Here is a 26671-nt window from a genome sequence, read left to right as displayed (position 1 = left end):
AGGCGAGGTAGAGGTGGCCCTTGTCGATCAGCGGGCGCATCTGGGTGAAGAAGAAGGTCATCAGGAGGCTGGCGATATGCGCGCCGTCGACGTCGGCGTCGGTCATGATGATGATCTTCTCGTAGCGCAGGTCGTCGAGGCAGAAGCGGCTGCCCATGCCGGTGCCAAGCGCCTCACACAGGTCGCGGATTTCGGCGTTCTCGTTCAGCTTGGCCGAGGCCGCGCCGAGGACGTTCAGGATCTTGCCCTTGAGGGGGAGAAGGGCCTGCGTCTCGCGGCTGCGGGCGCCTTTGGCGGAGCCGCCAGCAGAGTCGCCTTCGACGATGAACAGTTCCGTCCCCTCGCGGTTCTTGGCGGAGCAGTCGGTGAGTTTGCCCGGCAGGCGCAGCTTCTTGGTGGCGGTCTTGCGGGCGGTTTCCTTTTCCTCGCGGCGTCTCAGGCGTTCCTCGGCGCGCAGGACCAGGAAATCGAGGATGGCGCCCGCGGACTTGGGATCGGCGGCAAGCCAGGTGTCGAAATGGTCGCGGACGGCGTTTTCGACCCAGCGCGCGGCTTCCTCGGTCGAGAGGCGGTCCTTGGTCTGGCCGACGAAGCTCGGCTCGCGGATGAAGATCGACAATAGCGCGCAGCCGCCGGTCAGAAGGTCGTCGCGGGTGATCTGGTCGGCCTTGCGGTTCTTCACGCGTTCCCCGTAGGCGCGGATGCCCTTGAGGATCGCGGCCCAGAAGCCTGCCTCATGCGTGCCGCCCTCGGGCGTGGGGACGGTGTTGCAGTAGCTGTGCAGGTAGCCGTCCTGCGCGGGCGTCCAGTTGATCGCCCATTCGACCGAGCCGGGGATCTGGTATTTTTCCTCGAAGCTGACGCGACCGGCGAAGGGGCGTTCGGCGTAGGTGGAGAGTTTCTTCAGCGAGTCGTTCAGGAAGTCGGCGAGGCCGCCGGGGAAGTGGAAGGTGGCCTCCTGCGGGGTTTCGCCATCGGCGACGGCGGATTTCCAGCGGATTTCCACGCCGGAGAAGAGATAGGCCTTGGACCGCGTCATCTTGAACAGGCGCGCGGGTTTCAGGGTCTGGTGGCCGAAGATCTCCGGGTCGGGGTGGAACGTCACCCAGGTGCCCCGGCGGTTCTGGATCGGGCCGAGTTTCTGGATCGGGCCAAGCGGGATGCCGCGCGAGAAGCTTTGTTCGTACAACTCCTTGTTGAGGGCGACCTGCACGGTCATCGCGTCGGAGAGCGCGTTGACCACCGAGGAGCCGACGCCGTTGAGGCCGCCGCTTGTCGAGTAGGCCTTGTTGGAGAATTTCCCCCCGGCGTGGAGGGTGCAGAGGATCACCTCCAGCGCGGATTTGCCGGGGAATTTCGGGTGCGGATCGACCGGGATGCCGCGGCCGTTGTCGCGCACGGTGACGGAGTTGTCGGCGTGGAGTTCGACCTCGATCCGGTTGGCGTGGCCCGCGACGGCCTCGTCCATCGCGTTGTCGAGGATTTCGGCGACCATGTGGTGCAGCGCGCGCTCATCCGTGCCGCCGATATACATGCCGGGGCGCTTGCGGACGGGCTCCAGACCTTCGAGCACCTCGATCGAGGAGGCGTCATAGGTGGAGGCGGCCGGGGAGAGGAGGTCGTTCGGCATGGTCTGCTGATCCTTTGGGGCGCAGGCATTAGACCACTCCCAAGGGGCGATGCGCAAGATGTGGGGTGCCGGGCGGCGGGGGGAAGGGCCTGTCCCGGCCCTTCATCTTTGCCGAAATATCCCCGCCGGAGGCATCACCGCCAGCCGAGGGCGGGGGCGACGTGCTTCAGGATGTTCTCGATCACATGGGCGTTGTAGTCGACGCCCAGCGTGTTCGGCACGGTCAGGAGAAGCGTGTCGGCCTCGGCGATAGCGGTGTCCTTGCGCAACTCCTCGATCAGCTGGTCGGGTTCACCGGCATAGCTGCGGCCAAAGACGGCGCGGGTGTTGTCGATGACGCCGATCTGGTCCTGTTCCGGGCGGCCCTGGCCGAAATACATCCGGTCGAGGTCATTGGTGATGGCGAAGATCGAGCGGCTGACCGAGGCGCGGGGGGTGCCCTGGTGTCCGGCGGCCTTCCAGGCCTCGCGGAACTTGCGGATTTGCGTCGCCTGCTGGATGTGCAGGGGTTCGCCCGATTCATCCCATTTCAGCGTGGAGCTTTGCAGGTGCATCCCGACCGTCCCCGCCCATTCGGCGGTCGCGTCAGAGGCCGCGCCCCACCAGATGCGGTCCCGGAGGCCCGGCGAATGCGGTTCCAGCCGGAGGAGGCCTGGCGGGTTGGGGAACATGGGCCGGGGGTTGGGCTTGGCGAAACCCTTGCCGTCGAGAAGCCGCAGGAAGGTCAGCGCGTGGTCGCGGGCCATGTCCTGATCGGTCTCGCCCTCTTTCGGCGCGTAGCCGAAATGCCGCCAGCCCTCGATCACCTGCTCAGGCGAGCCGCGCGAGATGCCGAGTTGCAGGCGACCGCCCGAGATCAGGTCGGCGGACCCGGCATCCTCGGCCATGTAGAACGGGTTTTCATAGCGCATGTCGATGACGCCGGTGCCGATCTCGATCCGCTTCGTGCGGGCACCGACAGCGGCCAGCAGCGGGAAGGGCGAGCCGAGCTGGCGGGCGAAGTGGTGGACGCGGAAATAGGCGCCGTCGGCGCCTAGCGCTTCGGCGGCTTCGGCGAGTTCGATGGATTGGGTCAGCACATCGGCGGCGGAGCGGACGGCTGAGCCGCGCTCGTCCGACCAGTGGCCGAAGGACAGGAAACCGATCTTCTTCATGGCGGGACACTCCCCGAAAGCATTGCGTTGACGCAAAGGTAGGTGCGGCACGCCCCGGCTGCGAGGGAGCGGGCGTCGGCTGCCCCGCACAATATCTGTGCCGATTTACGCCGGTTCGGCCATCCGCGCCGCCCACATCCGCTGGAATGCGGGGCGCGACTGGCAGGTTTCCAGCCATGTCTTCACCGCCGGGAATTCGGCCAGCAGCGAGGGATGCCCCTGGGCATAGCGCAGGCATTCGGCGAGGTTCAGGTCGGCCACGGTGAAGCGGTCGGCGACCAGATGGCTGTGACCGGCCAGATGCGCCTCCAGCCGCTTCAGCGGGCGGCGGAGCTTCTCGGCATTGATCGCGATGGCGCCTTGCCCCTCGGGGGTCTTGTCGCCCCCGGCGCCTTGCACGTTCAGGATCTCCAGTGCCGGGGTTTCCACCGCCGTCACCGCCAGCAGGGTCCACTGGTCGATCAGCGCCTGTTCGGCGGGGGTCTGCGCGGCAAGGTCGCCGCCGCGGGTGCGGGCGATGTGGTTGGTGATGGCCAGCGACTCGGTCAGGGTCAGGTCGCCCTCGACCCAGGCCGGGATCTGGCCCTGCGGGTTCACCTTCAGGAAATCCGCCGAGGTGGTGTTGAACGGCGCGTCCGGGGCGCTGGCCTGCGGCAGGCGGTAGGCCTGGATCACCGGGACATGGGTGAACTCTTCGCCCAGCTCGTAAAGCAGCCAGATCGGGCGCGAGGCGCGGGAGCGGAAGACGCCGTAGAGCGTGGCCATGGGAGACTCCTTCGAATGACGGCGCAGCCTAGTCCGGCCGCCGGGGAAGAAAAAGGCCCCGCGAACGGGAATTTCTTGACCCGGATCAAGGCGGAATTTGCCAATTCGTGCAGGGTTCCGCAGGTCAGTCACAGGAGGGGAATGCATGGAAGACAGTCAGGCAATCGTGAAGGCACCCGAGGGCGCGGATGAAATCTCGCGCGGGCCGAAGACCTTTCCGGCGGCAAGCCCGCTGCATCAGGCTTTCGAGTCCGGCCGCTACCCCTATGCGCGCCTGATGGGCCGCGCCACCTATGAGGCCGAGAAAGCCAAGTTGCAGGCCGAGCTTCTGAAGGTGCAGATCTGGGCGCAGGACACCGGGCAGAAGTTCGTGATCCTGATGGAGGGGCGCGATGCGGCCGGCAAGGGCGGCACGATCAAGCGCTTCATGGAGCATCTGAACCCGCGCTATGCCCGGGTCTGCGCGCTGACCAAGCCTTCGGATGTGGAAAAGGGCCAGTGGTTCTTCCAGCGCTACATCGCGCATCTGCCGACCGCCGGGGAAATGGTGTTCTATGACCGCAGCTGGTACAACCGGGCAGGGGTGGAGCGGGTGATGGGCTTCTGCTCGCCCACCGAATACCTGGAATTCATGCGCCAGGCGCCGGAGTTCGAGCGGATGCTCGCCCGGTCCGGCATAAGGCTCTACAAATACTGGTTCAGCGTCACCCGCGAAGAGCAGCGGGCGCGGTTCCTGGCGCGCGAAACCGATCCCCTGAAGATGTGGAAACTGTCGCCCATCGACAAGGCAAGTCTTGACCGCTGGGACGATTATACCGAGGCGAAGGAGGCGATGTTCTTCTACACCGACACCGCCGACGCGCCCTGGGTCATCGTCAAGTCGAACGACAAGAAGCGGGCGCGGCTGAACTGCATGAAGCATTTCCTGTCGACGCTGGACTATCCGAATAAGGACCATGCGGTCGTCGGCACGCCGGACCCGCTGATCGTGGGGCGGGCGCAGCAGGTGCTGGGCATGGCGCCCGACATCTATGACGCGGCGACGCATCCGGCGATGCAGCGGGGCTGAGGTCGCCGCGCTGCGGCGGAAAGCATGGCTTGTGAAGCGGCAGGCCCAAGCGTAAGCCTGCCGCATGACTATACAACTGTCCAATTCCACCCACGCGCGGGAAACCCTCGCGCTGGGCCTGCCCCTGATCGGGTCGTCGCTGGCGCAGATGGCGTTGCATGTGGCCGATACGGTCATGGTCGGCTGGTATGGCGTGGTGCCCCTGGCGGCGGTCGTGCTGGGCGCCTCGTCCTTCTTCATCATCTATGTAGTGGGCTCGGGCTTCGCCAAGGCGGTGATGCCGATGGTTGCCACCGCGATGGGGCAGGGGGATGAAGTCCAGGTCCGCCGCGACACGCGGATGGGGCTGTGGCTGTCCATCGCCTACGGGATCGCGGTGCTGCCGGTCTTCTGGTGGTCGGGGCCGATCCTTTTGGCGCTGGGCCAGAAGCCCGAGGTCGCGGCCATCGCGCAGGATTACCTGCGGATCGCGGGCTTCGGGCTGGTGCCCGCGCTCTGCGTTACCGTCCTGCAAAGCTACCTTGCCGCGCTGCACCGGACGCAGGTGGTCCTCTGGGTGACGCTGGTCGCGGTGGCGGTTAACGTCGCGATCAACTGGGCGCTGATCTTCGGCAACTGGGGTTTCCCCGAGATGGGCGCCCGTGGTTCGGCCGTCGCCACGCTGACGGTGCAGATCCTGTCGCTGCTGATCCTGTCGCTCTATGCCGGGCTTCTGCCTGACCTGCGCCGGTTCCGCCTGTTCCAGCGCTTCTGGCGGCCGGACTGGCATGCCATGCGCCAGGTCTGGCATCTGGGGGTGCCGATCGGGCTGACCGGGCTGGCGGAGGGCGGGCTCTTCCAGGCCTCGGCGCTGATGATGGGCTGGATCGGTACCGTGCAGCTTGCGGCGCATGGCATCGCGCTCGAAGTCGCGGCACTGACCTTCATGATGCATGTCGGCCTGTCCAGCAGCGCCACGATCCGCGTCGCGCGGTTTGACGGCGCCGGCGAGCGGCTGGCGCTGCGGCAGGCGGCGAAGATGGCGGTGCTGATGTCGCTGGCGGTCGCGGCCTTCTCGGTCGTCCTGTTCCTGACGCTGGGACGCCCCATCGTTTCGCTGTTCCTTGACATGCGGAAGCCGGAAAGTGCGGCGATCCTGGACTACGGGGTGGTCCTGCTGGGCCTGGCGGCGCTGTTCCAGCTGGCGGACGGGATGCAGGTGATGGCGCTGGGGCTTCTGCGCGGGGTGAAGGATACCCGCGTACCGATGGGGCTGGCGGCGGTGAGCTACTGGCTGATCGGCATCCCGTGCAGCTATGTGCTGGCTTTCCCCCTGGGCTTCGGCGGGGTCGGGCTGTGGTTGGGGCTGGTGGTGGGGCTGGCCTGCGCCTCTGCCAGCCTGATGTGGCGGTTCTGGCGGCTGGCGCACTAGCGCCAGAGATGCGCAAGGCTCGCGAAGCGGCCCTGCAACTTGGACAGCGCGCGGTTCAGGCCACCGGGATGGGGGATGTCGCCGCTGGCCAGCCGGTCAAGGGCGACCTCGACCGGGCAGGGGCGGCGGCTGACCGGGTCCCAGTAGCGCGGGTAGGCGATCAGGGCGGCATGGGCGAGTTGTGCCAGATCGGGCCGCGCAATGCGGCGGTCGGGAACCTGCCCGAGGTCTCGGGTCAGCCCCCAGCCCGCATAGAACGGCGCGCCGAGGCAGGTGACGGGGACGCCACGGACCAGTGCCTCGAAGCCGAGAGCCGAGGTCATGGTCCAGACCTCCTGCACATGATCCAGCAGCGCCGCCGGATCGGTGCCTGACAGCACCATGTCGGCGAGGCCGGTGGCATCGACGGCGCCGGGGCGCAGTCCCGCCTCCACATCCGGGTGCGGCTTGTACAGGATCACCGCGCCGGGATTGGCCGCCCGGGCCGCTTGCAGGAGGCCAAGGTTCGTCCGCACCTCGCCTGCACCGAGGCGGATCGAGGCGTCGTCCTCCACCTGGCCCGGCACCAGGATGCGGTGGCCGGGCGGCAAGGGGGGCACTGCGCCACCGAGGTTGTATTTCGACAGCCCCTCTTTCTTGAGCCGGGCGATCACGGCCTCGGCCCGGCGGCGCTGGGCTTCGGTCAGGGGCGTCGCGATCAATGTCTCCAGCCGCGATGGCCGCGTGGGGTCGTAGTAGATGCCCAGGCCGTCCGTCACCAGGGACAGTGGCGGCACCAGTTCGGCGCCAAGCCCGCGCGAGCGGAGAAAGCCGTCCTCGACGCGCAGGCAGGGCGCCTGGGGCGTGAAGCCCGCGGGTTCCTTCCCCGCCCAGATCAGCAGGCCCCGCCCCGAACCCGCCGCCAGCCGGTCCGCCGCGACCGGATCGTCGCGGAAGCGCAGCGGCATCCCGCCCCCGAACACGGCCTGCAACCGCCCCCGCTTCCAGAGCCGCATTCCGGCGGCGACATGGCCCGCACGGTCCTCGCGGAAGGCGCGCACCTCGGCCTCCAGCTGGCGGATCGCGTCTTCCAGCCCGCACAGCCGGTCGCGGCAGGGGTCGTACCACAAGGGCGCAAGGATCATCGCCCCGGCGAACAGTTCCTCGCGGGTCAGCCGCCGGGTGCGGCGCGGCACCGGGGCCTCATCCTCGGTCAGCCCCCAGCCCGCATAGAACGGCTGACCGAAGACGCGCGGGCGGTGGCCGTGCAGGATCGCCTCGAAGCCCAGCTGCGACGACACGGTGTAGACCTCTGCCGCATTGGCCAGAAGCCCGTGCGGCGAGACGGGGGCTGTCAGCAGGCTGACCCGCCCGCCTGCATCGTCGGGGCCGAAATGGCCGGGGCGCAGGCCAAGCGCCGTTTCAGGATGGGTGCGGATGACGACCCGGGCTTCGGGGCGGTCACGCAGCGCCGTGGCAAGCATGACGCGAAACGTGTCCGCCGAAGCGCCGGAATGGCGGATCGAGGCGTCCCCGGCGGTCTGATCGACGATCAGGACAAAGCCGGGGTCGGGTGAGGGGAAAGATTGATCATGGTTATTGTATTTGGACAAATCAGCATGAAACAACCAATGCATTAGCATCGAAATTTCATGCAGAATGTTCGAATTTTGAAAATCTGTATCCTGAAGGATCTGCTCGATCCGTGAGGGCCTGCTGCTGTCGAAATGCACTCCGACCGGATCGAAGATCAGGCCGATGGGGGCCTCGGTCCCTGCGCGACCCGGATGGACGGACCGCAGGAAGGCATCCTCGACCCGCACCAGCGGGACACCGCGCCGGGCGGCCAGCGCCTCGCCGCGCCAGGCGGTCGGGCTTGCCCCCCACACCAGCACGCCATCGCCCGGACCGGGCAGGCCAAAGCGCAGCTCGTGTCCGGCAAGCTCCAGTATCCGGTGCAGACGCCGGTTGCGCAGGAAGGACAGGTTCTGGTGGCATAACCGCCGAGGCACTCCGGCCAGGCTGTCCCCGCTCGCCACAGCGCGATCAGTTGCCCGCGTTCGCGGTGTTGGCCAGGTTCGTCGCCGCGTTGGTCGATCCGGTGATCGCGCCAAGCGTCTTCTGCCACTGAACGAACGGGGCCTCGGTCACATACAGGGTGTCCCCGTCGCGAATCTGGAAATCGCGCGCTTCGAACAGGCCGGTAGGCTCGGTCAGGTTCAGCACATAGATGATGCGCTGGTCGCCGATCAGGTCGGGCCGACCCAGCACGTTGCGGGCGATCTCTTCGGATTCGTCGCGCAGAATGAAGACTCCCTTCGGATCGGCCGCCATGGTCGACAGTCCGCCCACCGTCGCTATCGCTTCCAGCGCCGACATGGTCGGTGAAACGAAGGGCACCGTGCTTTGCGTGCCCGTGGCCCCCAGCGCGATGAACTTGCGGCTGTCTTCCTCGATCATGATCTTGTCGCCTGGACGCAGCGCGATATCCAGAGACGGGTTCTGGTAAAGGTCCTTCAGCCAGATCTTGCCGGTATGCCCGCCGCGCGTGACCCGCACGATCGCGGTCGCCGGGTCGATGGTCACGCCGCCCGACTTGGCCAGCATGGTGGCCAGCGTCCGGGTAGAGGCGTCGATCGGATAGACGCCATTCGCGCCCGCCTGGCCCGAGATTGACACGGTCGAGCCGACGCCCGGCGCGGTCACCACGCTGACCTGCGGGTCCGGCGTCTGGTCTTCCAGCTTGCGGGTGATCGCCTGGCGAAGACCTTCGCTGGTCTGGCCCGCCGCCTTGATCCGGCCGGCGTAGGGAATGAAGATGTAGCCCTGCCCGTCGACCTGGACGGTGGACAGGCTCGACACGCGTTGCCCCGTGTTGCCCAGAAGCGGGTCGTCCTTCACGTTCTCATAGACCGTGATGCTGATCTCGTCGCCGGACGAGATCATGTCTGCCGCCACGACCCCGGCATTGCGGAAGCTCTCGCTGAAACCGAAGACGGGTTGCACGTTGGTGAGGCGCGAAACCTCGGGGGTGACGGTCACGACATGGGCGTCGCCTTTTGCATCGACAGAGCCGGACAGGACCTCGCGCTTGTTCGGACCCGAGCGCGGCAGGCCACATCCGGCCACCAGCGCAACCGACGTGAATAGGACGATCGCCCTGACGGCGAAAGACGTTCTGAAGGTCACTGCTCGGGTTCCCGCGTTTTGTCTTGGGTTATTGTGCGGGAATTCTAGCGAAACACCCATGGGTTGACCAGCGCGACAAGCGCCAATCAGCGCACGAGTCGCAACTGTTGCCGTGGTGCCGCTTTTCCAAGAGCCAGCGCCTGATAGGGATCTTCCGGCGAAAGCATCAGGTCCACAACCTGTCGCAGCAATGCGCGCCGCCCGTGCGAGGAGTAGAATCCGCCCACGACCTGCGAGGTCTCCAGCAGGAAATGCCGGTAGTCGCGGTAGGCGCGGGTATCCGGCCGCTCGGGGGCGGCGAAGAATTCCGCGAGCGGCTGCGAGGAGACGAATTCGGGCTTGGCATAGACCGCCGCGCCGAAGGTGCGCAGCGGCAATCCGCGCCAGAGCGCCTGTTGTCCGGCTGTCGAATTCACCGTCACCGCCGAGCGGGCGTCGTTCAGAAGCCCCGCGAGCTTGCCGCCGCGCACGAAATGGACGCGGTCGGCAATCCCGTGGTCGCGCGCAAGGCCGCGGATCGTCGGCAGGATCGGGGCGCGGCCGTCTTCCAGCGGATGCGCCTTGAAGACCAGGTGGTGATGCGGCGGGGCGCCCTTGGCGAAGCCCCGGATCACCAGGGCGAGGAAGTCGGTCATGCTGGCAAAAGGCGAATGGTCGCGGAAGCTCGCGTCATGTTCCAGTTGCAGGATCGCCAGGTGGTAGGGAAAGCCCCCGCGCCGGATGCGCCGGGTGGCAAGGCGGCGTTCCCAGCGGTGCAGCGGCATCAGCAGGAAGCGCTTGAGGTATAGCTGGAACTCCTGCCCGACCGTCAGCGCCCGGTGCGGGCGGAAATTGCGGTAGGCCCTGAAGCCCATGGCGACGAATCCGTGGTAGAGCGCGCCCCAGAACATGTGCTGGCGCATGTCGCCCCAGGTGGCCGGGACATCGGGCAGGTCAAGATCCACCCGCTCCAGCGCGGCCTGCATCTCGGGCACGGTCAAGTCCATCAGCCGGGAATGCCCGTTCGCCCCGCCACGTTCATAGCTCACCCAGTAGGGCCGCAGGTAGCCCTCCTCGAACACATGCACGGTGATCCCCCGGGCCCGGGCCAAGACCACCGCCTCGACGTGGATCGGTCGCGTATCGCCGTAGAGAACGAGGTCGGTGATGCGCTGCCGGTCAAGTATCGCGGCGCAGGTCGCTGGCCAGTCGTCGTGGGGGCCTTCGAAGGCGATGTAGCCCGGCCCGGGCCAGAACACCCGGTCGCCCAGGTTGAAGCCCACGCGCCAGACCTCGGCCCCCGCCGTGCGCAGGAGGCGTCCGAGCCGGTGGAACCAGGGGCCATGCGGCCCTTGCAGGAACAGGAAGCGGCGGGTCGTATCGGTCACGGGTGGCCTTGCGTGAGATTTGCGCAGTCTGTGCGGAAACGCAGGGCAGGATCAAGGCTGTTGGCGGTGCGGGCTTGCAAGCCCGGTTCCGGCCCTTTACCTCGGATCGAAGGATGAGGAGCCCGCCCATGTTCACCGGAATTGTCACCGATGTCGGCCGGATCGTCGAAACGAAGGTCACGGGCGATCTTCGCGCCCGGATCGCGACGCGCTACGACGTGGACGGCATCGACATCGGCGCTTCCATCGCCTGCGACGGCGTCTGCCTGACGGTGGTGGCACTTGGCCCCGAGGGCTGGTTCGACGTGGAGATTTCGGCCGAGACGGTGTCGAAGACCAATCTCGGCGGCTGGGGGGCGGGCAAGCGGGTGAACCTGGAGCGCGCTCTGAAGGTGGGGGACGAGCTTGGGGGCCATATCGTCTCGGGCCATGTCGACGGGCTGGCCGAAGTGGTTTCGGTCCGGCACGAGGGCGGTTCGGTCCGCGTGACCTTCCGGGCGCCCGAGGCCCTGGCGCGATTTATCGCCCCGAAAGGCTCGGTCGCGCTGAACGGCACCTCGCTGACGGTGAACGAGGTGTCGGGGCCGGAATTCGGGGTGAACCTGATCCCGCATACGCAGGAGGTGACGACCTGGGGCGAGGTGGCCGTGGGGGATTTCGTCAATCTGGAGGTCGACACGATGGCCCGCTATGTGGCGCGGCTGCGGGAGTATGACTGAGGTCGCGCCTCTGGCTGGCCCCCGGGGGTTTCACACCCCCGGACCCCCGTGGGATATTTGGGCAAATGTGAAAGACAATTTGAATCAAATGCCGCGGAGTTTGTGATGGGCGAGATCGGGCATAACGGCGGGCCGTCGCTGGCGGGCGGGGTCAGCTGGCGGAGGCATTGCTGGTCGGCTGCGCGGGAGGCGTTGCTGCCGACGCTCCCCATCGAGGTGGTGCGGCTGCGGGTGAAGCGGGCCAAAGCGCTCGGGCTCGACTACAAGACCTATGCCGGGTTGCGGGCGGCCACCGGGCATGACGTGGTGGCCTTCCTGTTTTCCTCCAACGCCTTGCGGGTTTCGGCGCTGCGGCCCGCAATGCCCGAGGCGCGGGCGCTGAAGCTCGCCGAGGTGCACTGCGGGCGGTTGGCGCTGGCGGTGGCGCCCTTGGCGCCGGGAATGGTGGAGGCGGCGAATCCGGTGCTGGATGGGGTGCATCCGGCGCCCTATGCGCTGGCGGGCTTCGGCGAGATGCGGGCGGTGCTTCGCGCGGCCCTGGGCAAGTTGCCCGGCGATCAGGTGATCCTGGTGGGCGACCTGGCGCTGGAGCGCGACTGGTGCGCGGCGGGGCGGCTGGCCGGCTATCTGCCGGCGGAGCGGTATTTCGGGTGATCGACCTTCGGCGGGCAGGGCCGCAGGACGTTGACGCGCTGATCCGCATTCGCGGCGCGGTGCGGGAGAACCGGCTGCGCGACCCGGCCTCGGTCACGCGGGCGGACTACCACTGGTTTGTCGCAGAGAACCGCATCTGGCTTGGGGAAATCGACGGTCGGGTGGCGGGGTTCGCGGCGGGCGATCCGCGCGACGGGACGATCTGGGCGCTGTTCGTCGATCCCGCGCATGAGGGGAGGGGGCTGGGGGCGAAGCTGCTGGAAAAGGCCTGCGAGGATCTGAAAGCGGATGGTTTGAGCAAGATCACCCTCTCGACCGATCCGGGGACCAAAGCCGCGCAGTTGTATCGTAATCTGGGATGGCAGGAAGAGGGATTGCTGGAGAATGGCGAGGTGCGGTTTGGCCTCATTCTGTGAAATCCGTCGAGGATCGCGGGGCGCTTCGTGAAACGGGCGGCAGACGCTTTGTTACTGGTGCTGCAATGGGCGCTCGTCCTGTTCGGCGTCTATCTTCTGGTCATTGCAGCGCATCTTTACTCCATGGGGTTTCTGGACGATGGCGACGCGCTTACGATCAAGGCAGGCGATACCTATGTTGTTCCGATCTACCAAAGATTGGCGCAGGCGATATCAAGTGGGCTGCTCGCGCTAGGCGTTGGCGGCATTCTCTTCTACCTCCGTCGCCTCTATCTGGCGCGCCGCCCATGAAAAACGGCGGTCCCTTTCGGACCGCCGTTCTGCTTTTCCCAAAACCCGAAAAGATCAGGCCGCGCGGCCGACCAGGACCTGATCGACCTGCTTCGCCGCACCCGCCTCGTCCACGCCGGACACGGCTGCGACTTCGCGGGTCAGGCGTTCCAGCGCAGCTTCGTAAAGCTGACGCTCGGAATAGGACTGCTCGCGCTGGTCGTCGGTGCGGTGCAGGTCGCGGACCACTTCGGCGATCGACAACAGGTCGCCCGAGTTGATCTTCTGTTCATATTCCTGGGCGCGGCGCGACCACATCGCGCGCTTGACCTTGGCCTTGCCCTTCAGGGTGTCCAGGGCCTTCGTCACCACATCGGGGGCCGACAGGGCGCGCATGCCGATGTCGATGGCCTTGTGGGTGGGAACCCGCAGCGTCATCTTGTCCTTCTCGAAGGAGATGACGAAAAGCTCCAGCTGAATCCCGGCGATCTGCTGTTCCTCGATCGAGATGATCTTGCCCACGCCATGCGCGGGATAGACCACGAAATCGTTCGGGCGGAATTCAGGCTTCTTAGATTTGGTCATTCACGGTTCCCCAGTAAGGACGCCCCCTCCGCGACAAACACCCCGCGCGCGCTGAACCCCTCGTTCAGGCGTGTGGAGCTTGGATTGTCACAAAAAGAAAAGGCCCAGGCGGTGCGCTCTAAGCCGATGTCAGGCTTCCATGCTTGCTTTGTAGGCGAACAATAACACAAAAACGCACTGATTCCAACTGCCGCGAAACCGCGCAGTTCAGATGCAACACTTTGAAATTGCAAAACTTATCCGGATGTAACCGATTCGTGGCCTTGCTTCTGCCCGAATCGGGTGCGCGGCTCAGCCCCCGGGACCGGCAGCTTCCGAGAAGTACTTGTCGCGTTTCCCGGTCTCGCCGTCGCGTTCTTCATAGCCGGGCAGCGGGTCTTTCTTGGTCACGATCACCGGCCATTGCACCGCGTACTTGCGGTTGAAGCTGACCCATTCCTCCATGTCCGGCTCTGTGTCGGGCCGGATCGCATCGGCGGGGCATTCCGGTTCGCAGACGCCGCAGTCGATGCATTCATCCGGGTGGATGACCAGCATGTTCTCGCCTTCGTAGAAACAGTCGACCGGGCAGACCTCGACGCAGTCGGTGTATTTGCAGGCGATGCAGTTGTCGATGACGACATAGGTCATGGGCGTGGCCTTGGTGCGGATCGTTTGGGCTTAGCTAGAGCAGGCGGGCGGATCATTCAAGCGGGTCCGGTGCGGCAGAAGCGTCCAGATCAAGATAGAGCGTCTGGGCCTCGGGTGCCGGACCCCGTCTCAGACCCAGCGCCAGGATGCGCACCACACGGATGCGCGCGCCCTGCGGGAAGGTCAGCGTGTCGCCTTCGCCGATGTCGCGGCCGGGGCGGGTGACGCGGGTGCCGTTCACCCGGACATGGCCCGCCTCGATCACTTCGGCGGCAAGCCCGCGCGACTTGAAGAAGCGGGCCTGCCAGAGCCATTTGTCCAGCCGCAGTCTGGCGGCGGCATTGGGGTCAGCCTTGCCGGACGGCCCGGCCAATCAGACCTTGCCCTTGAGCGCAAGGAGCGCGGCGAAGGGGTTGTCCGGGTCGATCGGCTTTTCCGGGCGGGGCGGGCGGGCCTCGAAGCTCTTCTGCCGCTCCTCGCGTTGCGGCTTGCCGCCCTTGTAATCGCCCTTGGGACGGTCGCCCTTCGGCCGGTCGCCGCGCGGTCGGTCGCCCTTCGGACGATCCCCCTGCGGACGCTCGCCCTGGGGCCGGTCGCCGCGCGGGGCACGGGCCTCGCCCTCTTTCCGTTCGGGGCGGGGGCTGCGTTCCGGGCGGGGACGGGGCTTCGGCGCCCAGGTGAAGGTGTAGAAGGCCTCCATCTCCGGCGCGGCCTCGGGTTCCGGCTCGGCGACGGGGGCCAGGATCGAGACTTCCTCGGGGATCGGCACACCAGCAGCAATGGCGGCGGCGGCTTCCTCGGAGATTTCGGGGGCCTTCGGCGCCTCGGCCTTGACCTTCACCCGCTCGGCCTTTTCGCCCTTGTAACCAAGGCCCGCCATCAGGTCGGCGAACTGGTCCAGCGTCATGCCGGTGATCGACAGCATGTCGGGCGTGGCCTCGAACCCCGCGCGGCTGTCCTTCTGGCGCAGGATGTCGGCCAGGCGTTCCAGCATGTCGATGCGGATCGCCCGCGCGCCTGCCGGATGATAGCCCGCCAGCGTGTAATGCATCTTCGGCACTTCCGCGACGTTCGGGATCGTCACCAGACCCGGGGGTGGCGATTCCGGGAACTCCTGCAAGCCGTTCCACAAGGACCACAGCACCAGCCGCAGCCGGGTCGGCGCGGGTTTCAGGAGTGCGGGGAGGAAGATGGTGAATTGGCCGAAGCGGACGCCATGCTTGCGCAAGGCCCCCCGCGCCTCCTGGTCCAGCTCCTTCACCTCGGCCGCCACCGCCTCACGCGGCAGGACGCCCATCGCTTCCGAAAGGCGGAAGGCGAAGCCGCGGGCAAGGCCGGTCAGCGTCTCGTCCCGGGCCATGTTCAGAAGCGGCTCGAACTGGGCGGCAACCTTGCGGTCGATGAAATGCTGCAAGCGGCGGCGGACCTTCTCGGCCACTTCCGGCCCGGCTTCCTCGTCGACGAAGGCCTCGACGGCGGGCTTGGCGGCTTCGGAGCCCTTCACCAGCTTGCCGACCGCGTTGGTGCCCCACATCAGGCCGCCTTGTTCGGTGAAGTCCAGCTCCGTGTCCGGCGCGTTGTAGAAGCGGTCGGCGCGGAGGTGAAACTCCGGCTTCAGCGCCTGCAAGGCCGCCTGCGCCAGCGTGCGCGCGGCATCCGGGGTCGCCGAAGCATCCTGCCGGAAGCGGAACCCCTCCAGTCGCCCGGCGAACTCGCCCTCGACCGTAACTTCGCCCTTGTCGTTCACTTCGGCCACGAGAGCCTCCTTCTGCTTCAACCGGCGGAGGAGAACGCTCGTCCGCCGGTCAACAAATCGTTGAGTCAAGGCGGCGTGAAGCGCGTCTGACAGGCGGTCTTCTACAGCGCGGGTTTCGTCGCGCCAATGGCTTTCGTCTTCCACCCAGTTTTTCCGCTGGCTGACATAGGTCCAGGTGCGGATATGCGCCAGCCTGCGCGATAAAGCGTCAATGTCGCCCTCGGTCTTGTCGATCCGCTTGATCGCATGCGCCAACCAGTCCGACGGGATGCGCCCGCCGCCCAACCCCCGACCCACAAGGAACTCGAAGATGCGGGTCAGAAGCGTGGTGTGTTCCGGCCCGGTGGAAGACCGGAAATCGGGGATGCGGCAGACATCCCAGAGTAGCTGCACCCGTTTTGCATCGGTCAGCCGGTCCCGCACCTCGGGCAGGGCGGCCAGCGCCTTCAGCGACAGAAGATCATCCGCCTCCCGCGCGCGGGTCAGCCAGTCGTTCGAGGTCGGCTCCTCCAGGCTGCGGATCAGCCGGTCGGCGGTGCCGAAATCCAGCGCCTCGTTGCGCCAGTGCAGCTTGCGCACAGGGGCGAAGCGGTGGGTCTCGATCGCCTCGACCACGTCCTCGTCGAAGGGCCGCGCCTCGCCCGTCACCCCGAAAGTGCCGTCCTCGGTATGCCGCCCGGCCCGGCCCGCAATCTGTGCCAGTTCCTGCGGGTAGAGGCCCCGCATCCGGCGCCCGTCGAACTTGGCCGTCGCCGAAAACGCCACATGCTTGATGTCGAGGTTCAGCCCCATGCCGATGGCATCGGTCGCGACCAGGTAATCCACATCTCCGTTCTGGTACAAGGCCACCTGCGCGTTCCGGGTGCGGGGCGACAACGCCCCCATCACCACCGCGCAGCCGCCCTTCTGCCGCCGGATCAGCTCGGCAATCGCATAGACATTCTCGACCGAGAACCCCACGATCGCCGACCGCGCCGGCATCCGGCTGATCTTCTTCGACCCGGCATATTTCAGCGTCGACATCCGCTCGCGGCGCAGGAAGGTCACATGCGGCACCAGCCCGGCAATCGCCCCCCGCATTGTGTCGGACCCCAGGAACAGCGTCTCGTTGAGGCCCCGCGCCCGCAGCAGCCGGTCGGTGAACACATGGCCCCGGTCGGCATCGGCGCAAAGCTGGATCTCGTCCACCGCGACGAAATCCGCGCCGATCTCCAAGGGCATCGCTTCGGTGGTGCAGACCCAGTACTGCGTCCGCTCCGGCACGATCCGTTCCTCGCCCGTGACCAGCGCCACGACCGAAGGGCCGACCCGGGCGACGATCCGGTCATAGACCTCGCGCGCGAGGAGGCGCAGCGGCAGGCCGATGACGCCGGTCCGGTGCGCCAGCATCCGGTCGATCGCATGATGGGTCTTGCCGGTGTTCGTCGGCCCAAGGACCGCCGTCACCCGCCTCGTCGCATCCATCGGTTAAAGCTCCTGCCCCTCGGCCTCGGTCTCCAGCCGCTCGACGGCTTCGGCCGCGCCCTTCAGATGGGGGTGGATGGCAAGCGCCGCCTTGTAGACCTCCAGCGCCTTTTCCGGCTTGCCGCTTTCCTCCAGAATCATGGCGAGCCCGGAGAGCGCCCCGAAATGCCGGGGATTCAGCGTCAGGACATGGCCGATGTCGGCGACCGAAGGCCCGAACTCGCCCGACATGTAATAGGCGGTGGCGCGGGCATTCCAGGCCTCGGCAAAGTCCGGGTCGTGGTCGATGATCGCGGTGAAATGCTCGATGGCCGCCGGATAGTCGCCAAGGTCCATCGCATCGGTGCCACGCTGCAACAGCAGGTCCTCGGCCGGCGAGCCCGACTTCGACCATTCGATCCAGATTTCCCGCTCGATCCGCCCCGCCTCGGCCTCGTCGGCCACCTTCAGCCGCTCGAACAGCCCGTCCAGTTTCGCGGTGTCTTCCGCAAAAGCCCCGGCGCAAGTCAGGAAAAGCGGCAGAAGTGCCGCAACGATACGATTGAGAATGGCGGCGCGGAGACCCATAACATGAAAGTAACCGATCCGCGCCGGATTGCCAGAGGCGCCCGGGTCACGAAGGGGAGACTTCGAGATGAGCGAAATGATTGATGCGGCGGTCAAGGCCCTGTCGGCCAAGCTGTCGGGCGGGTTCGACGGTATTGCGAAATTCGTGATCCCGGGCGAAGGGGCGATCATGCTGGACGGGCAGGGCGTCCGGGCCGGGGATGAAGAGGCCGACGTGACCCTGACCGCCGATGCCGACGTGTTCCGCGCGATTCTCGATGGCGACATGAACGCGACCATGGCCTTCATGACCGGCAAGCTTGCGGTCGATGGCAGCATGGGTCTCGCCATGAAGCTCGGCTCGGTGCTGGGGTGAAGCACGACACCGCCCTTCCGGCACCGTTCCATGCCGCGCTCGCCGACGGGCCGCCGGGTGCGACCTGCGTCTGGTTGCAGGCCGGGTCGGCACGCATCCGCGTGGCCTGGTGGAAGGCGGGGGACAAGGGGACGGTGCTCCTGTTGCCCGGCCGGACGGAGTGCGTTGAAAAATACGGCCGCGCGGCGGGCGATCTGGTCGCGCGGGGCTACTCCGTCATCACGATTGACTGGCGCGGGCAGGGGCTGGCCGACCGGGCACTTGCCGACCGGCGCGAGGGCCATGTCGGCGATTTCGCCGAATACCAGCAGGACCTTGACGCCATGCTGGCCGAGGCGGGCCGCGCGGGCCTGCCGCAGCCCTTCTACATGATTGCGCATTCCATGGGCGGCTGCATCGGCCTGCGCGGGCTGATGCGCGGCCTGCCGGTCAGGGCGGCGGCCTTTTCGGCCCCGATGTGGGGGATCGCCATGGCCGCCTGGCTGCGTCCGGTGGCCTCGGTCGTGTCGGCGCTTGCCGGGCCGTTGGGTCTGATGGCGCGCTATGCGCCCTCGACCAGCGCCGAGACCTATCTCTTGCAGGCGCCCTTTGCCGGCAACGTCCTCACCACCGACCGCGAAATGTGGGACTACATGCGCCGCCAGGTGGCCGAGGTGCCGGACCTCGCACTGGGTGGCCCCTCTATCGGCTGGCTGAAGGCGGCCTTGCGCGAATGTGCGGCGCTGGCCGTGATGCCCGCGCCCAAGGTGCCGGCGATCTGCGCGCTGGGGACGGTTGAAAAGGTGGTGGACGTGCCGCCGGTGCATCTGCGGATGGCGGGCTGGGCCAACGGCCAGCTTGACCTCTATCCGGGGGCCGAGCACGAGATCATGATGGAGGGCCCGGCGGTGCGGCAGCGCTTCTTCGACCGCGCGGCGGCGCTGTTCGAGGCGAACCGCTGACGTTCAACCGGTTGGTGGGTTAGCACCCACCCTACGCCGGGGGCTTTCGTAGGGCGGGTGCCAACCCACCTTCCCGAAGACGAACTGCGCCCTACTCGCGCGCCAGGCAGGACAGGCAGGGCTCCTCCGGGTCCTTCGCAAACTCGACAACCCGCCCCTCCGGTCCCGTCAGGAACAGGTGGTCCTGGTCCAGTTCCGCCTTCTGCATCGCTTGCAGGGCCTCGAAGAAGACGCTTTCGGCGGCAAGGTCCGGGCAGGCCATCTTCGTCGCCCCAATCGCTGCGATTGCGACATCCGGGAAGGTTGCGGCGTTGGTCCCGAACCAGCGGTTGCAGGGCGCCTTGCCCGAAACCTTGTCGCCATCGAAGCGCAGCGAGGCCGTCCAGTCGACCTTCTGCCCCTCGATCCCGACCAGATGCCAGTCGACCCCGGCAATTTCCTCGTCGGACAGGGCGGGGGTGACGCAGGCGGTCAGGGACAGGGCCGCGCAGAGGAACAGGGGAAGACGCATGGGACAGGCTCCTTCAAAGATGTCAGATATCCCTGTGACGCGTCAGAAAGCCTCGGGCTTGGCCTCGCGCGCCATGTGGTCGAGAACGGCATTGACGAATTTCGGCTCCTTCCCGTCCGGGAAGAAAGCCTTGGCCACGTCGACATATTCGGTGATCGCCACCTTGGGCGGCGTCGCCATGTCCACCAACTCGGCCCCCGCCGCGCGGAAGAGCGCCCGCAGCACCGGGTCGATCCGGTCGATCGGCCAGGCCGCGACCAGCGCCCTGTCGGTCAGCTGGTCGATCTTCGCCTGCCAGTTCACCGCCGCCCCCACCACGGCGCGGAAATGCTCCACGTCGCCTTCCGCGAACGCGCCTTCCTCGTAGACGGCCCCAAAGCGATGCGTCTCGAATTCCCGCGTCACGGCTTCCACCGTCTGGCCCGAGACCTCCATCTGGAACAGCGCCTGCACGGCGTAAAGCCGCGACGCCGATTTCATCTGGCGCTTTTCGTCACGTTTGGCCGTCATGCCCGGAAACCGATCCCCTTGGTCTTCCCGGCCCATTTGCGCGACAAGGCCACCAGATGCAAGGCCGCCGCTGCGGCACCGCCGCCCTTGTTCTGCCCCTTGGGGTCGGCCCGCACCTCGGCCTGCGCCCGGTTCTCGACCGTCAGGATGCCATTGCCGATGCAGGCGCCCTGCAACCCGAGCAGGCTCAGCGCCCGCGAGGAATCATTGCAGACCGTGTCGTAATGCGTCGTCTCGCCCCGGATCACGCAGCCAAGGGCGACATAGCCGTCATATTCCGCCAGCCGCTCGGCCATGGCGATGGCCGTCGGCACCTCCAGCGCCCCCGGCACCTCGATCAGGTCAACCTCGGCCCCGCAGGCCTCGCCAACCGCCCGAGCCCCCGCCACCAGGTTGTCGGCGATGTCCTTGTAATAGGGCGCGACCACGACCATCAGCTTCACCGGCTTGTCGAAGACCGGCAGCGGCAGCGTGTAATGCGTTTCGGACCCGGCCATGACCTACTCCTTGATCGCGCGGGTGCCCGCGATGGTCAGGTCATAGCCCTCGATCCCCACCATCTTCGGTGCGGCGGAATTCGTCACCAGCGTGACCTTCGACAGCCCAAGCGCCGCCAGGATCTCGGCGCCAAGCCCGTACTGGCGCAGGGTCTGCGGCGAATGCTCGCCATCCTCGACCATCTTCATCGTCGTGTCGCGGAGCAGGATCACCGCCCCCCGCCCCTCGGCCGCGATGATCCGCATCGCCGCGGGAAGGTCGCTGCCCGCACCAAGGCCCAGCACATCCTCCAGCGGGTTCAGCGCATGGACCCGCACCAGCACCGGCTCGGGCGTGGTCAGGTCGCCCTTGGTCAGCACGACCTGGTCGGCGCCCTGCAACTCGTCGGTATAGACCCGCATCAGCCATTCGCCGCCATGGACTGACGTGACCGCCTTGACGGACCGTTCGCGGACCAGGCTGTCATGCTTGCGGCGATAGGCGATCAGGTCGGAGATCGTGCCGATCTTGATCCCGTGCTTCTGGCCGAACTTGATCAGGTCCGGCAGCCGCGCCATCGTGCCGTCGTCGTTCATCACCTCGCAGATGACGCCCGAGGGGTTCAGCCCGGCCAGACGCGACACGTCCACCGCCGCCTCGGTATGCCCCGCGCGGACCAGCACGCCACCATCGCGGGCGCGCAGCGGGAAGATATGCCCCGGCGACGCGATGTCCGCCGCGGTCGAGGTCGGATCGGTCGCCACCGCAACCGTCCGTGCCCGGTCCGCCGCCGAGATGCCGGTGGAAATCCCCTCCACCGCCTCGATCGACAGCGTGAAGGCCGAGGAATGGCGGCTGGAGTTCTTCCGCTCCATCAGTTGCAAGCCCAGATGGTCGACCCGGTCCGCCGTCAGCGCCAGGCAGATCAGCCCCCGGCCATGCGAGGCCATGAAGGTGATCGCGTTCGGCGTGCACATCTGCGCCGGGATCACCAGGTCGCCTTCGTTCTCGCGGTCTTCATGGTCGACCAGGATGAACATGCGCCCGTTGCGGGCGTCTTCGATGATTTCCTCGGTAGAGGAAATGGCGTCGGAATATTCGGACATGGGCCTCAGCCTCGCAAGCTCTCTCGCGCCCATGTATCGCGGGCCGGACCCAAAGGCCAGAGCTTCGGCAGTGCGGCCACGCAGAGGTTCAGCGCGGACCCGTAGGTCGGGCGTAGGTCGGGCTTCAGCCCGACTCTCCCTCACAACCGTGCCGACAACACCGCCAGACAGGCCGCCTCGGCCAGCTGTTGCGAGGCCCCCAGCACGTCGCCGGTCTGCCCGCCGATCCGCCGCAGGGCGACGACCGACAAGAGGACCCCCATGCCCAGGGCCGCCGCGAGCATCGGCAGCGCCGCCCAGCCGGTCAGAAGCGCCGCGATCCCGACAGCCAGCCCCAGCGCTACCAAGGCCGTCATCTGCCCCGGGCGCCCGGTCGCATGACTCAACCCCTCACCCCGCGCGTTCGGCAGCAAGGCCATCATCAGCACCATCGGCACGCGTGACAGCGCCCCGGTCGCCACCAGCGCGGCCCAGTGTCCGCCGAAGACCAAGAGCGCCGTCAGCGCCGACCAGCGCGCCAGCGTTACCAGAACCAGCGCCAGCACACCGTAACTTCCGACCCGGCTGTCCTTCATGATCTCCAGCCGCCGCTCGCGGGTCCAGCCGCCATAAAGCCCGTCTGCCGTGTCGGACAATCCGTCCTCGTGAAGCCCCCCGGTCAGGATTGCCCCGAGCGCCAGCACCAGCACCGCCGTCACCCCCGGTGTCAGCCCCAGCCACAGGGCCGCACTCGCGAGCGCCGCCCCAAGGGCCCCCAGCACGGCGCCGACCAGGGGCCAGGCCCAGGCAGACGCCGCCCCCGTGCCCTGATGGTTCGGCAGCGGCAGCCGCGACAGAAGCGCGAAGGCCGACAGAAGGTCGGCAGGCAGCCGCAAGGCGATGTCGCGGAATGGGGTCAAAGCGGCAGTTCCCGGCTGGCGTTGGCACTGGCCATGGGGTAGCCCCGGATGCGAAAAGGTGCAATCCGGGAAGACAACCATGCCGTTCCACAGCCTCGCCGATGTCCGCGCCATGTTGGCAAAGCTTCCCTCGCCCGATCAGGCCGCCATTGCTGCGGCCGAGGCGCGGAACGGCCAGTTGACCAAGCCGCCGGGGGCACTCGGTCGGCTGGAGAAGCTGGCGATCTGGATGGGTGGCTGGCAGGGCACCGACAAGCCCCGCGCCGCCAAGCCGCAGATCGTGATCTTCGCAGGAAATCATGGCGTTACCGCCAAGGGAGTTTCGGCCTTCCCGGCGGAAGTCACCGTGCAGATGGTGGCGAACTTCGCCCATGGCGGGGCGGCGATCAACCAGCTGGCCAAGGCCTTCGGCGCGAAGCTTGATGTCCATGCGCTCGACCTCGACCGCCCGACCGTCGATTTCACCGAAGGCCCGGCGATGACCGAAGCTGAGGTCGTGGCCGCCCTGCAAAAGGGCTTCGATGCCGTCGACCCGCAGGCCGATCTTTTCGTGGCCGGCGAAATGGGCATCGGCAACACCACCGCCGCCGCCGCCATCGCCACCGCGCTATATGGCGGGGTCGGCTGGGCCGGGCGGGGGACCGGCGTGGACGATGAGGGGCTCCGCCGCAAGGAAGCCGCCGTTGCGGCGGGGGTGGAACGGCACAAGGCGCTCCTTTCCGACCCGCTGCAGGTGCTGCGCTGCCTTGGCGGGCGCGAGATTGCCGCGATGGCCGGGGCGATCCTCGGCGCACGGATGGCGCGGGTGCCGGTGATCCTGGACGGCTTCATCGCGACCGCAGCGGCGGCAGTGCTGGAGAAAGCCGCACCTGGCGCGCTCGACCACTGCGTCGCAGGCCACCAAAGCGCGGAAGGGGCCCATGCCCGCCTGCTGGAGAAGCTGGGCAAGGAGCCGCTCCTGTCGCTGGGCCTGCGGCTGGGCGAAGGCTCGGGCGCGGCGCTGGCCATTGGCGTCGTGCAGGGCGCGGTCGCCTGCCATTCCGGCATGGCCACCTTTGCCGAAGCCGGGGTGGCGGCAGGCTGAGCGGCTCCTCGTTCAGCTTCGTCTCATCGCCGCGCGAGGCCCCCCGCGAGGTGGGACGAAGTCAGCGACGAGCCACCCCGCAAGATGTTACCGGATGGTAAATGTCCGCGCGCAAGCTATTGATTTCAAAGGGGCCGATTTTCTGTCCACCGTGGACAGGGTCAGACCTTCGGCATCTTCAGGCTGACCAGCCGCCCGCCCTTCTGGTACCGGACCTCGGTGTCGGTGATCGCCTTCACCGTGCCTCCGTCGATCCGGTCGCCGACCTTGACCTTCTTGTACTTCCCGTTCGCCTGCCGGATCAGCGCATACCGGCGCGACTCGGTACCGTAGGTTCCGATCAGGTTGATCTTCGACAGGTTGATCGCGTTCGCATAGGTCGCCTGCTTCGCCACGCTCGCCTTGGTCGGGATCGAGGGGGCAACCTTGGTCGGCTCGGGCTCGTCCAGATCGGCGGTTTCCTCCGGCTTCGCCGCGGGCGCGGCGGCGGCAACCTCGACCGGCGCGGCTTCCTCGACCGGGGCGGGCTCGCGCACCGCGGCGGCAACGGCGGCCTCGACCGCGCCGGAGAAATCGTTCGGGCGGGCGGCCGGGCGCATCGAGATCGCCACGATCGAGGGGTTCTGCGCCTCAAGGGCGGCGGCTTCGGCCAGCTTCGCTTCGGCCTGCGCGGTCAGCGAGGCGCCCTGGGCCCCAAGCTCAGGGGCGGGCGCCGCAGCGGCAGCCGCGGCAGCAACACTGGCCGGGCGCGGCAGCGGGCGGAGGCCTGCGAATTCGGTGGCCTCCTCCGAGGACAGCGCCGCGTCATCATCGGCGCTGGCCGGTGCCAGCCCGTCCGGTCGCGCCTTGGGCCGGAAGCCCGCCATCGCCGGATCGGCGGGGGGCAGGGCGGTCTCGGCAACGGGGGCCTCGGTCCCGGCGGTCACAAGCGAGGCATCGGCGGGCGAGGCGGCCTGCCCCTCGGGTGCCGGGGGTGGAACGGCGGCGGCCGCCAGTGCGGCGGCCGTTGCAACGTCACTGCGGGAGGGTGGCAGCAGGGGCGGTTTCCCGGCGATCAGGAACACCCCGTCCGGACTGACGATTCCTTCGGGCGTCGGCTTCAACAGCCCCTTGGCATCGAACTGGTAGACCGTCCCCGGCGCGGGGGGCGGCATCACCGGGTCAGGCAGCGCATCCGTCACATCGGCAAGCGCGGGCAGCGCCAGGGCATCCAGCGCCGGTGGAGGCGCATCCATGGCCGACAGGAAGATCTCGTCCTGATCCTCGACCGGGGCAGAGCCGGCGGCAACGTCGGTGGCGACAACAGTGGCCGGCGCGGGCTCGGGGGCGGCCGCCGGTGTTTCCGTCGCAGTCTCGGCGGCCGCAACGTCGGGGACGGCATCGGTTGCGGGGTCGGCGGCGGGCTCGACCGCCGGGTCCGCAGCGGCGACCTCGGTTGCCGTCTCCTCGCCGCCCATGTTCACGGGAAGGCTCTCGGTCGCAACGTCTCCGGCATCGGCTTCGGCGAGCGGGGCAACCTCGGCCTCGGGGATCGGATCGGTCATCCCCTCCGGGTCCTGCATGTCGGCGAGCATCTCGTCGTCGACGCCGGGCACGGTTTCCGTCGCCGCAGCCTCATCGACCGTCGTGGAATTGCCCCCCATGAAATACGAGGCCCAGGCCGCCACCAGCGCCAGGAACAGCAGGAGAAGCCCGACCATCACCATGAAGACCGTGCCGGTCCGCTTCTTCGCAGGGGTCACGGTGCCGAAGGTTCCCCCGGGGCGGGCAGGCGATTTGACCGTCGTGGGAGCTGCCGTCGCGGGACGCGGAATCTCGCCGCCCTTCAGCTTGGGCTTGGCACGGGTGCCCGGGATCGAGGGCGCGGTGACCATGCCGGGGAAGCCCTTGGCTGTCGCCGGGCGCGGCACCGAGCCGGGCCTTGCCACCGGTGCGGCGGAGGGACGGGTCACGCCCGTGACTGGCCGGGAGATGGCGTCGGTGGCGGCATTCCGGCGACTGGCGAAGGCAACCATCGCCGCAGAGGGCGGAGCGGGCGGAATGTCGTCGTCCAGATCATCGACCACCAGCTTGCGTGCCGATGGAGCGGGTGGATTATCATCCTCCGGCTCGGGAAAGGCCGAGGTGTCGGTGACATGGGCGAAGGGCGCCTCGTCCGGTTCGGCAGCGGGCGTCGCCGCGGGCGGCTCGGCGACGGGATCGGCCACGGCAGGCATCTCGGCCCTGGTCTCTGCCTCGACAGCGGCGAGGGTGGCCTCGAAGTCGCTCAGCGCCGGGTCGTCGAGGGCGCCATCGGCTGCCTCGGCCACCGGTTCTTCACTTGCCGACGGCACGCTGTCCGGCACGGCCTCTTCGACCGGCTCTTCGGCGTTCAGTGCCTCTTCCAGGCCCGGCAGCGGGTCATCCTCGACCGGGTTCTCCGGCGGTGCAGGTTCCGGCGCGGGCGCCGTTTCCGCCACCGGCTCCGGCTCGATCACCGGGGCGACGGGCTCTGCTTTCGGCAATTCGCGGCGCAGGATCGTCACCGGGTCGCGGTCGCGTTCAACCGTCTCGTCCTCGGCCAGGAGCCCGGCGGCGGCGGCGGTCGGGCCGAACCAGGGTTCGCCGACGAATGTGCCGTCCTCGGGGATCGCGACGAAGGACACCGGGTTCAGCCGGTGCTCGACGGCGAAGCTCTCGGCCTGGTCGAGCGTTTCCCGGGCGATCACCGCCACCTTGACCGTCGCACCCTTGCCCGACCAGTCGAAGACCAGGTCGTCCACGGCATAGGGCGTGCGGCCTTCGAGCGCGGCGGCGATCTGGCGGCGCTTTTCTTCGCGGCTCGGTCCGGGGGCGTGGACTTCGGTATAGAGGATTTGGCCGTTCGGCAGGATCAGCTTGGTTGCCACGCCCATCGGCGACAGCCCCAGCGCGGTCTTGCGCAGATAGTCCAGCGCTTCGGTCAGATCGGGGGCGTCGAAGGCCACGTCGCCGATCGACAGCCAGCCTTTCGGCGTCCGGTGCAGGAGCCCGATGGTCTCGCTGGTCAGGTCAAGTGCAAATGTCGGTTTCATGTCGCGGGTCTAGCACGGATCATTGAAGCGCTGGAACGTGCCCCAGCCGGTTGCCGCTTTACTAAAGCAGCTTTTCGCCGAAGAAAAGAAAAACGGCCAAGGAAGCCATT

26 protein-coding genes are annotated in these 26671 nt (G+C 67.5%); 9 read left to right on the top strand and 17 right to left on the bottom strand.

What is annotated here, in order from left to right; translation table 11 throughout:
* The 3 genes from JNL31_RS16505 to JNL31_RS16495 all read right to left on the bottom strand — a co-directional run.
* On the bottom strand, nucleotides 1–1630 hold a 1630-nt coding region (locus JNL31_RS16505; protein WP_294975600.1), incomplete at its 3' end, for a DNA topoisomerase IV subunit B.
* 134 nt (nucleotides 1631–1764) lie between these two features.
* Nucleotides 1765–2784 (bottom strand): LLM class flavin-dependent oxidoreductase, encoded by a 1020-nt coding sequence (locus JNL31_RS16500; RefSeq protein ID WP_294975597.1) that lies wholly within the window; start codon nucleotides 2782–2784, stop codon nucleotides 1765–1767.
* Nucleotides 2785–2889: 105 nt separating this feature from the next.
* Nucleotides 2890–3549 (bottom strand): glutathione S-transferase family protein, encoded by a 660-nt coding sequence (locus tag JNL31_RS16495; protein WP_294975594.1) that lies wholly within the window; start codon nucleotides 3547–3549, stop codon nucleotides 2890–2892.
* Nucleotides 3550–3694: 145 nt separating this feature from the next.
* Here JNL31_RS16495 and ppk2 point away from each other — a divergent pair, with 145 nt between their 5' ends.
* Together ppk2 and JNL31_RS16485 are read left to right on the top strand one after the other, a co-directional pair.
* Nucleotides 3695–4618, top strand: coding sequence for a polyphosphate kinase 2 (ppk2, locus tag JNL31_RS16490; RefSeq protein WP_294975592.1), 924 nt, complete (start codon nucleotides 3695–3697; stop codon nucleotides 4616–4618).
* Between the two features lie 64 nt (nucleotides 4619–4682).
* Nucleotides 4683–6029, top strand: a complete 1347-nt coding sequence (locus tag JNL31_RS16485; protein ID WP_294975589.1) for an MATE family efflux transporter — start codon at nucleotides 4683–4685, stop codon at nucleotides 6027–6029.
* Here the strand turns inward: JNL31_RS16485 and JNL31_RS16480 are convergent.
* The 3 genes from JNL31_RS16480 to JNL31_RS16470 form a co-directional block, all read right to left on the bottom strand.
* Complete coding sequence (locus JNL31_RS16480) at nucleotides 6026–8047, bottom strand: capsular polysaccharide biosynthesis protein (protein WP_294975586.1); 2022 nt, start codon at nucleotides 8045–8047, stop codon at nucleotides 6026–6028. The genes JNL31_RS16485 and JNL31_RS16480 overlap by 4 nt on opposite strands.
* 7 nt (nucleotides 8048–8054) lie before the next feature.
* Entirely contained in the window at nucleotides 8055–9197 is a 1143-nt protein-coding gene (locus tag JNL31_RS16475) for a polysaccharide biosynthesis/export family protein (RefSeq protein ID WP_294975583.1), read from the bottom strand.
* Nucleotides 9198–9283: 86 nt separating this feature from the next.
* Nucleotides 9284–10564, bottom strand: coding sequence for a capsular biosynthesis protein (locus JNL31_RS16470; RefSeq protein ID WP_294975580.1), 1281 nt, complete (start codon nucleotides 10562–10564; stop codon nucleotides 9284–9286).
* Between the two features lie 128 nt (nucleotides 10565–10692).
* Here JNL31_RS16470 and JNL31_RS16465 point away from each other — a divergent pair, with 128 nt between their 5' ends.
* From JNL31_RS16465 to JNL31_RS16450, 4 genes are all read left to right on the top strand, one after another.
* Entirely contained in the window at nucleotides 10693–11283 is a 591-nt protein-coding gene (locus tag JNL31_RS16465) for a riboflavin synthase (protein WP_294975577.1), read from the top strand.
* A 105-nt stretch (nucleotides 11284–11388) separates the two neighbouring features.
* Entirely contained in the window at nucleotides 11389–11937 is a 549-nt protein-coding gene (locus JNL31_RS16460; RefSeq protein WP_294975575.1) for a hypothetical protein, read from the top strand.
* Nucleotides 11934–12353 carry a GNAT family N-acetyltransferase gene (locus JNL31_RS16455; protein ID WP_294975573.1) on the top strand — a complete coding sequence of 140 codons (420 nt, stop codon included), beginning with the start codon at nucleotides 11934–11936 and terminating at the stop codon, nucleotides 12351–12353. Before JNL31_RS16460 ends, JNL31_RS16455 begins: the two co-directional genes overlap by 4 nt.
* A gap of 27 nt (nucleotides 12354–12380) precedes the next feature.
* Nucleotides 12381–12644, top strand: a complete 264-nt coding sequence (locus JNL31_RS16450) for a hypothetical protein (RefSeq protein ID WP_294975570.1) — start codon at nucleotides 12381–12383, stop codon at nucleotides 12642–12644.
* A 54-nt stretch (nucleotides 12645–12698) separates the two neighbouring features.
* Here JNL31_RS16450 and JNL31_RS16445 read toward each other — a convergent pair whose 3' ends face one another.
* From JNL31_RS16445 to JNL31_RS16425, 5 genes are all read right to left on the bottom strand, one after another.
* Complete coding sequence (locus tag JNL31_RS16445; protein ID WP_294975568.1) at nucleotides 12699–13208, bottom strand: CarD family transcriptional regulator; 510 nt, start codon at nucleotides 13206–13208, stop codon at nucleotides 12699–12701.
* Nucleotides 13209–13499: 291 nt separating this feature from the next.
* Complete coding sequence (gene fdxA, locus JNL31_RS16440) at nucleotides 13500–13838, bottom strand: ferredoxin FdxA (RefSeq protein WP_294975565.1); 339 nt, start codon at nucleotides 13836–13838, stop codon at nucleotides 13500–13502.
* A gap of 52 nt (nucleotides 13839–13890) precedes the next feature.
* Entirely contained in the window at nucleotides 13891–14211 is a 321-nt protein-coding gene (locus JNL31_RS16435; protein WP_294975563.1) for an RNA-binding S4 domain-containing protein, read from the bottom strand.
* Nucleotides 14212–17058 carry a helicase-related protein gene (locus tag JNL31_RS16430; RefSeq protein ID WP_294975561.1) on the bottom strand — a complete coding sequence of 949 codons (2847 nt, stop codon included), beginning with the start codon at nucleotides 17056–17058 and terminating at the stop codon, nucleotides 14212–14214.
* Nucleotides 17059–17061: 3 nt separating this feature from the next.
* Complete coding sequence (locus tag JNL31_RS16425; RefSeq protein ID WP_294975558.1) at nucleotides 17062–17625, bottom strand: tetratricopeptide repeat protein; 564 nt, start codon at nucleotides 17623–17625, stop codon at nucleotides 17062–17064.
* A gap of 67 nt (nucleotides 17626–17692) precedes the next feature.
* Between JNL31_RS16425 and JNL31_RS16420 the strand changes: the two genes are divergently transcribed.
* A complete protein-coding gene (locus JNL31_RS16420) occupies nucleotides 17693–17980 on the top strand; it encodes an SCP2 sterol-binding domain-containing protein (protein WP_294975555.1) in 288 nt (95 codons plus the stop codon).
* A complete protein-coding gene (locus JNL31_RS16415) occupies nucleotides 17977–18921 on the top strand; it encodes an alpha/beta hydrolase (protein WP_294975553.1) in 945 nt (314 codons plus the stop codon). The genes JNL31_RS16420 and JNL31_RS16415 overlap by 4 nt, the downstream gene beginning before the upstream one ends.
* A gap of 91 nt (nucleotides 18922–19012) precedes the next feature.
* Here the strand turns inward: JNL31_RS16415 and JNL31_RS16410 are convergent, their stop codons facing one another.
* From JNL31_RS16410 to cobS, 5 genes are all read right to left on the bottom strand, one after another.
* Nucleotides 19013–19432 (bottom strand): META domain-containing protein, encoded by a 420-nt coding sequence (locus JNL31_RS16410; RefSeq protein ID WP_294975550.1) that lies wholly within the window; start codon nucleotides 19430–19432, stop codon nucleotides 19013–19015.
* 42 nt (nucleotides 19433–19474) lie between these two features.
* Entirely contained in the window at nucleotides 19475–19942 is a 468-nt protein-coding gene (gene nusB / locus JNL31_RS16405; RefSeq protein WP_294975547.1) for a transcription antitermination factor NusB, read from the bottom strand.
* Nucleotides 19939–20439 (bottom strand): 6,7-dimethyl-8-ribityllumazine synthase, encoded by a 501-nt coding sequence (locus JNL31_RS16400; protein WP_294975544.1) that lies wholly within the window; start codon nucleotides 20437–20439, stop codon nucleotides 19939–19941. Before JNL31_RS16400 ends, nusB begins: the two co-directional genes overlap by 4 nt.
* Before the next feature lie 3 nt (nucleotides 20440–20442).
* The gene (ribB, locus tag JNL31_RS16395; RefSeq protein WP_294975541.1) at nucleotides 20443–21525 is read right to left on the bottom strand and encodes a 3,4-dihydroxy-2-butanone-4-phosphate synthase; all 1083 of its coding nucleotides are present in this window, start codon (nucleotides 21523–21525) and stop codon (nucleotides 20443–20445) included.
* Between the two features lie 140 nt (nucleotides 21526–21665).
* Entirely contained in the window at nucleotides 21666–22538 is an 873-nt protein-coding gene (cobS, locus tag JNL31_RS16390) for an adenosylcobinamide-GDP ribazoletransferase (protein ID WP_366928954.1), read from the bottom strand.
* On the opposite strand from cobS, the gene cobT reads away from it, so the two are divergent.
* Nucleotides 22504–23508, top strand: coding sequence for a nicotinate-nucleotide--dimethylbenzimidazole phosphoribosyltransferase (gene cobT, locus JNL31_RS16385; protein ID WP_294975538.1), 1005 nt, complete (start codon nucleotides 22504–22506; stop codon nucleotides 23506–23508). The genes cobS and cobT overlap by 35 nt on opposite strands.
* A 161-nt stretch (nucleotides 23509–23669) precedes the next feature.
* Here cobT and JNL31_RS16380 read toward each other — a convergent pair whose 3' ends face one another.
* Complete coding sequence (locus JNL31_RS16380; protein WP_294975536.1) at nucleotides 23670–26561, bottom strand: hypothetical protein; 2892 nt, start codon at nucleotides 26559–26561, stop codon at nucleotides 23670–23672.
* Nucleotides 26562–26671 lie beyond the last annotated feature (110 nt).

It is taken from the genome of Tabrizicola sp., from assembly GCF_016792905.1.
GTDB lineage: Bacteria > Pseudomonadota > Alphaproteobacteria > Rhodobacterales > Rhodobacteraceae > Tabrizicola.
The sequence above is the reverse complement of the archived record's forward strand: the minus strand, read 5'-3'. Positions and strand labels throughout refer to the sequence as shown.

Excerpts from the sequence above, each read along its gene's own strand:
- JNL31_RS16460 (WP_294975575.1), top strand. The coding sequence starts at position 11,389 with ATGGGCGAGATCGGGCATAACGGCGGGCCGTCGCTGGCGGGCGGGGTC.
- JNL31_RS16495 (WP_294975594.1), bottom strand. The coding sequence starts at position 3,549 with ATGGCCACGCTCTACGGCGTCTTCCGCTCCCGCGCCTCGCGCCCGATC.
- JNL31_RS16400 (WP_294975544.1), bottom strand. The coding sequence starts at position 20,439 with ATGGCCGGGTCCGAAACGCATTACACGCTGCCGCTGCCGGTCTTCGAC.
- JNL31_RS16425 (WP_294975558.1), bottom strand. The coding sequence starts at position 17,625 with ATGGGTCTCCGCGCCGCCATTCTCAATCGTATCGTTGCGGCACTTCTG.
- nusB (WP_294975547.1), bottom strand. The coding sequence starts at position 19,942 with ATGACGGCCAAACGTGACGAAAAGCGCCAGATGAAATCGGCGTCGCGG.
- ribB (WP_294975541.1), bottom strand. The coding sequence starts at position 21,525 with ATGTCCGAATATTCCGACGCCATTTCCTCTACCGAGGAAATCATCGAA.
- cobT (WP_294975538.1), top strand. The coding sequence starts at position 22,504 with ATGCCGTTCCACAGCCTCGCCGATGTCCGCGCCATGTTGGCAAAGCTT.
- fdxA (WP_294975565.1), bottom strand. The coding sequence starts at position 13,838 with ATGACCTATGTCGTCATCGACAACTGCATCGCCTGCAAATACACCGAC.
- JNL31_RS16410 (WP_294975550.1), bottom strand. The coding sequence starts at position 19,432 with ATGCGTCTTCCCCTGTTCCTCTGCGCGGCCCTGTCCCTGACCGCCTGC.
- JNL31_RS16430 (WP_294975561.1), bottom strand. The coding sequence starts at position 17,058 with ATGGATGCGACGAGGCGGGTGACGGCGGTCCTTGGGCCGACGAACACC.
- JNL31_RS16500 (WP_294975597.1), bottom strand. The coding sequence starts at position 2,784 with ATGAAGAAGATCGGTTTCCTGTCCTTCGGCCACTGGTCGGACGAGCGC.
- JNL31_RS16465 (WP_294975577.1), top strand. The coding sequence starts at position 10,693 with ATGTTCACCGGAATTGTCACCGATGTCGGCCGGATCGTCGAAACGAAG.
- JNL31_RS16445 (WP_294975568.1), bottom strand. The coding sequence starts at position 13,208 with ATGACCAAATCTAAGAAGCCTGAATTCCGCCCGAACGATTTCGTGGTC.
- ppk2 (WP_294975592.1), top strand. The coding sequence starts at position 3,695 with ATGGAAGACAGTCAGGCAATCGTGAAGGCACCCGAGGGCGCGGATGAA.
- cobS (WP_366928954.1), bottom strand. The coding sequence starts at position 22,538 with ATGGCGCGGACATCGGCGAGGCTGTGGAACGGCATGGTTGTCTTCCCG.
- JNL31_RS16485 (WP_294975589.1), top strand. The coding sequence starts at position 4,683 with ATGACTATACAACTGTCCAATTCCACCCACGCGCGGGAAACCCTCGCG.
- JNL31_RS16420 (WP_294975555.1), top strand. The coding sequence starts at position 17,693 with ATGAGCGAAATGATTGATGCGGCGGTCAAGGCCCTGTCGGCCAAGCTG.
- JNL31_RS16380 (WP_294975536.1), bottom strand. The coding sequence starts at position 26,561 with ATGAAACCGACATTTGCACTTGACCTGACCAGCGAGACCATCGGGCTC.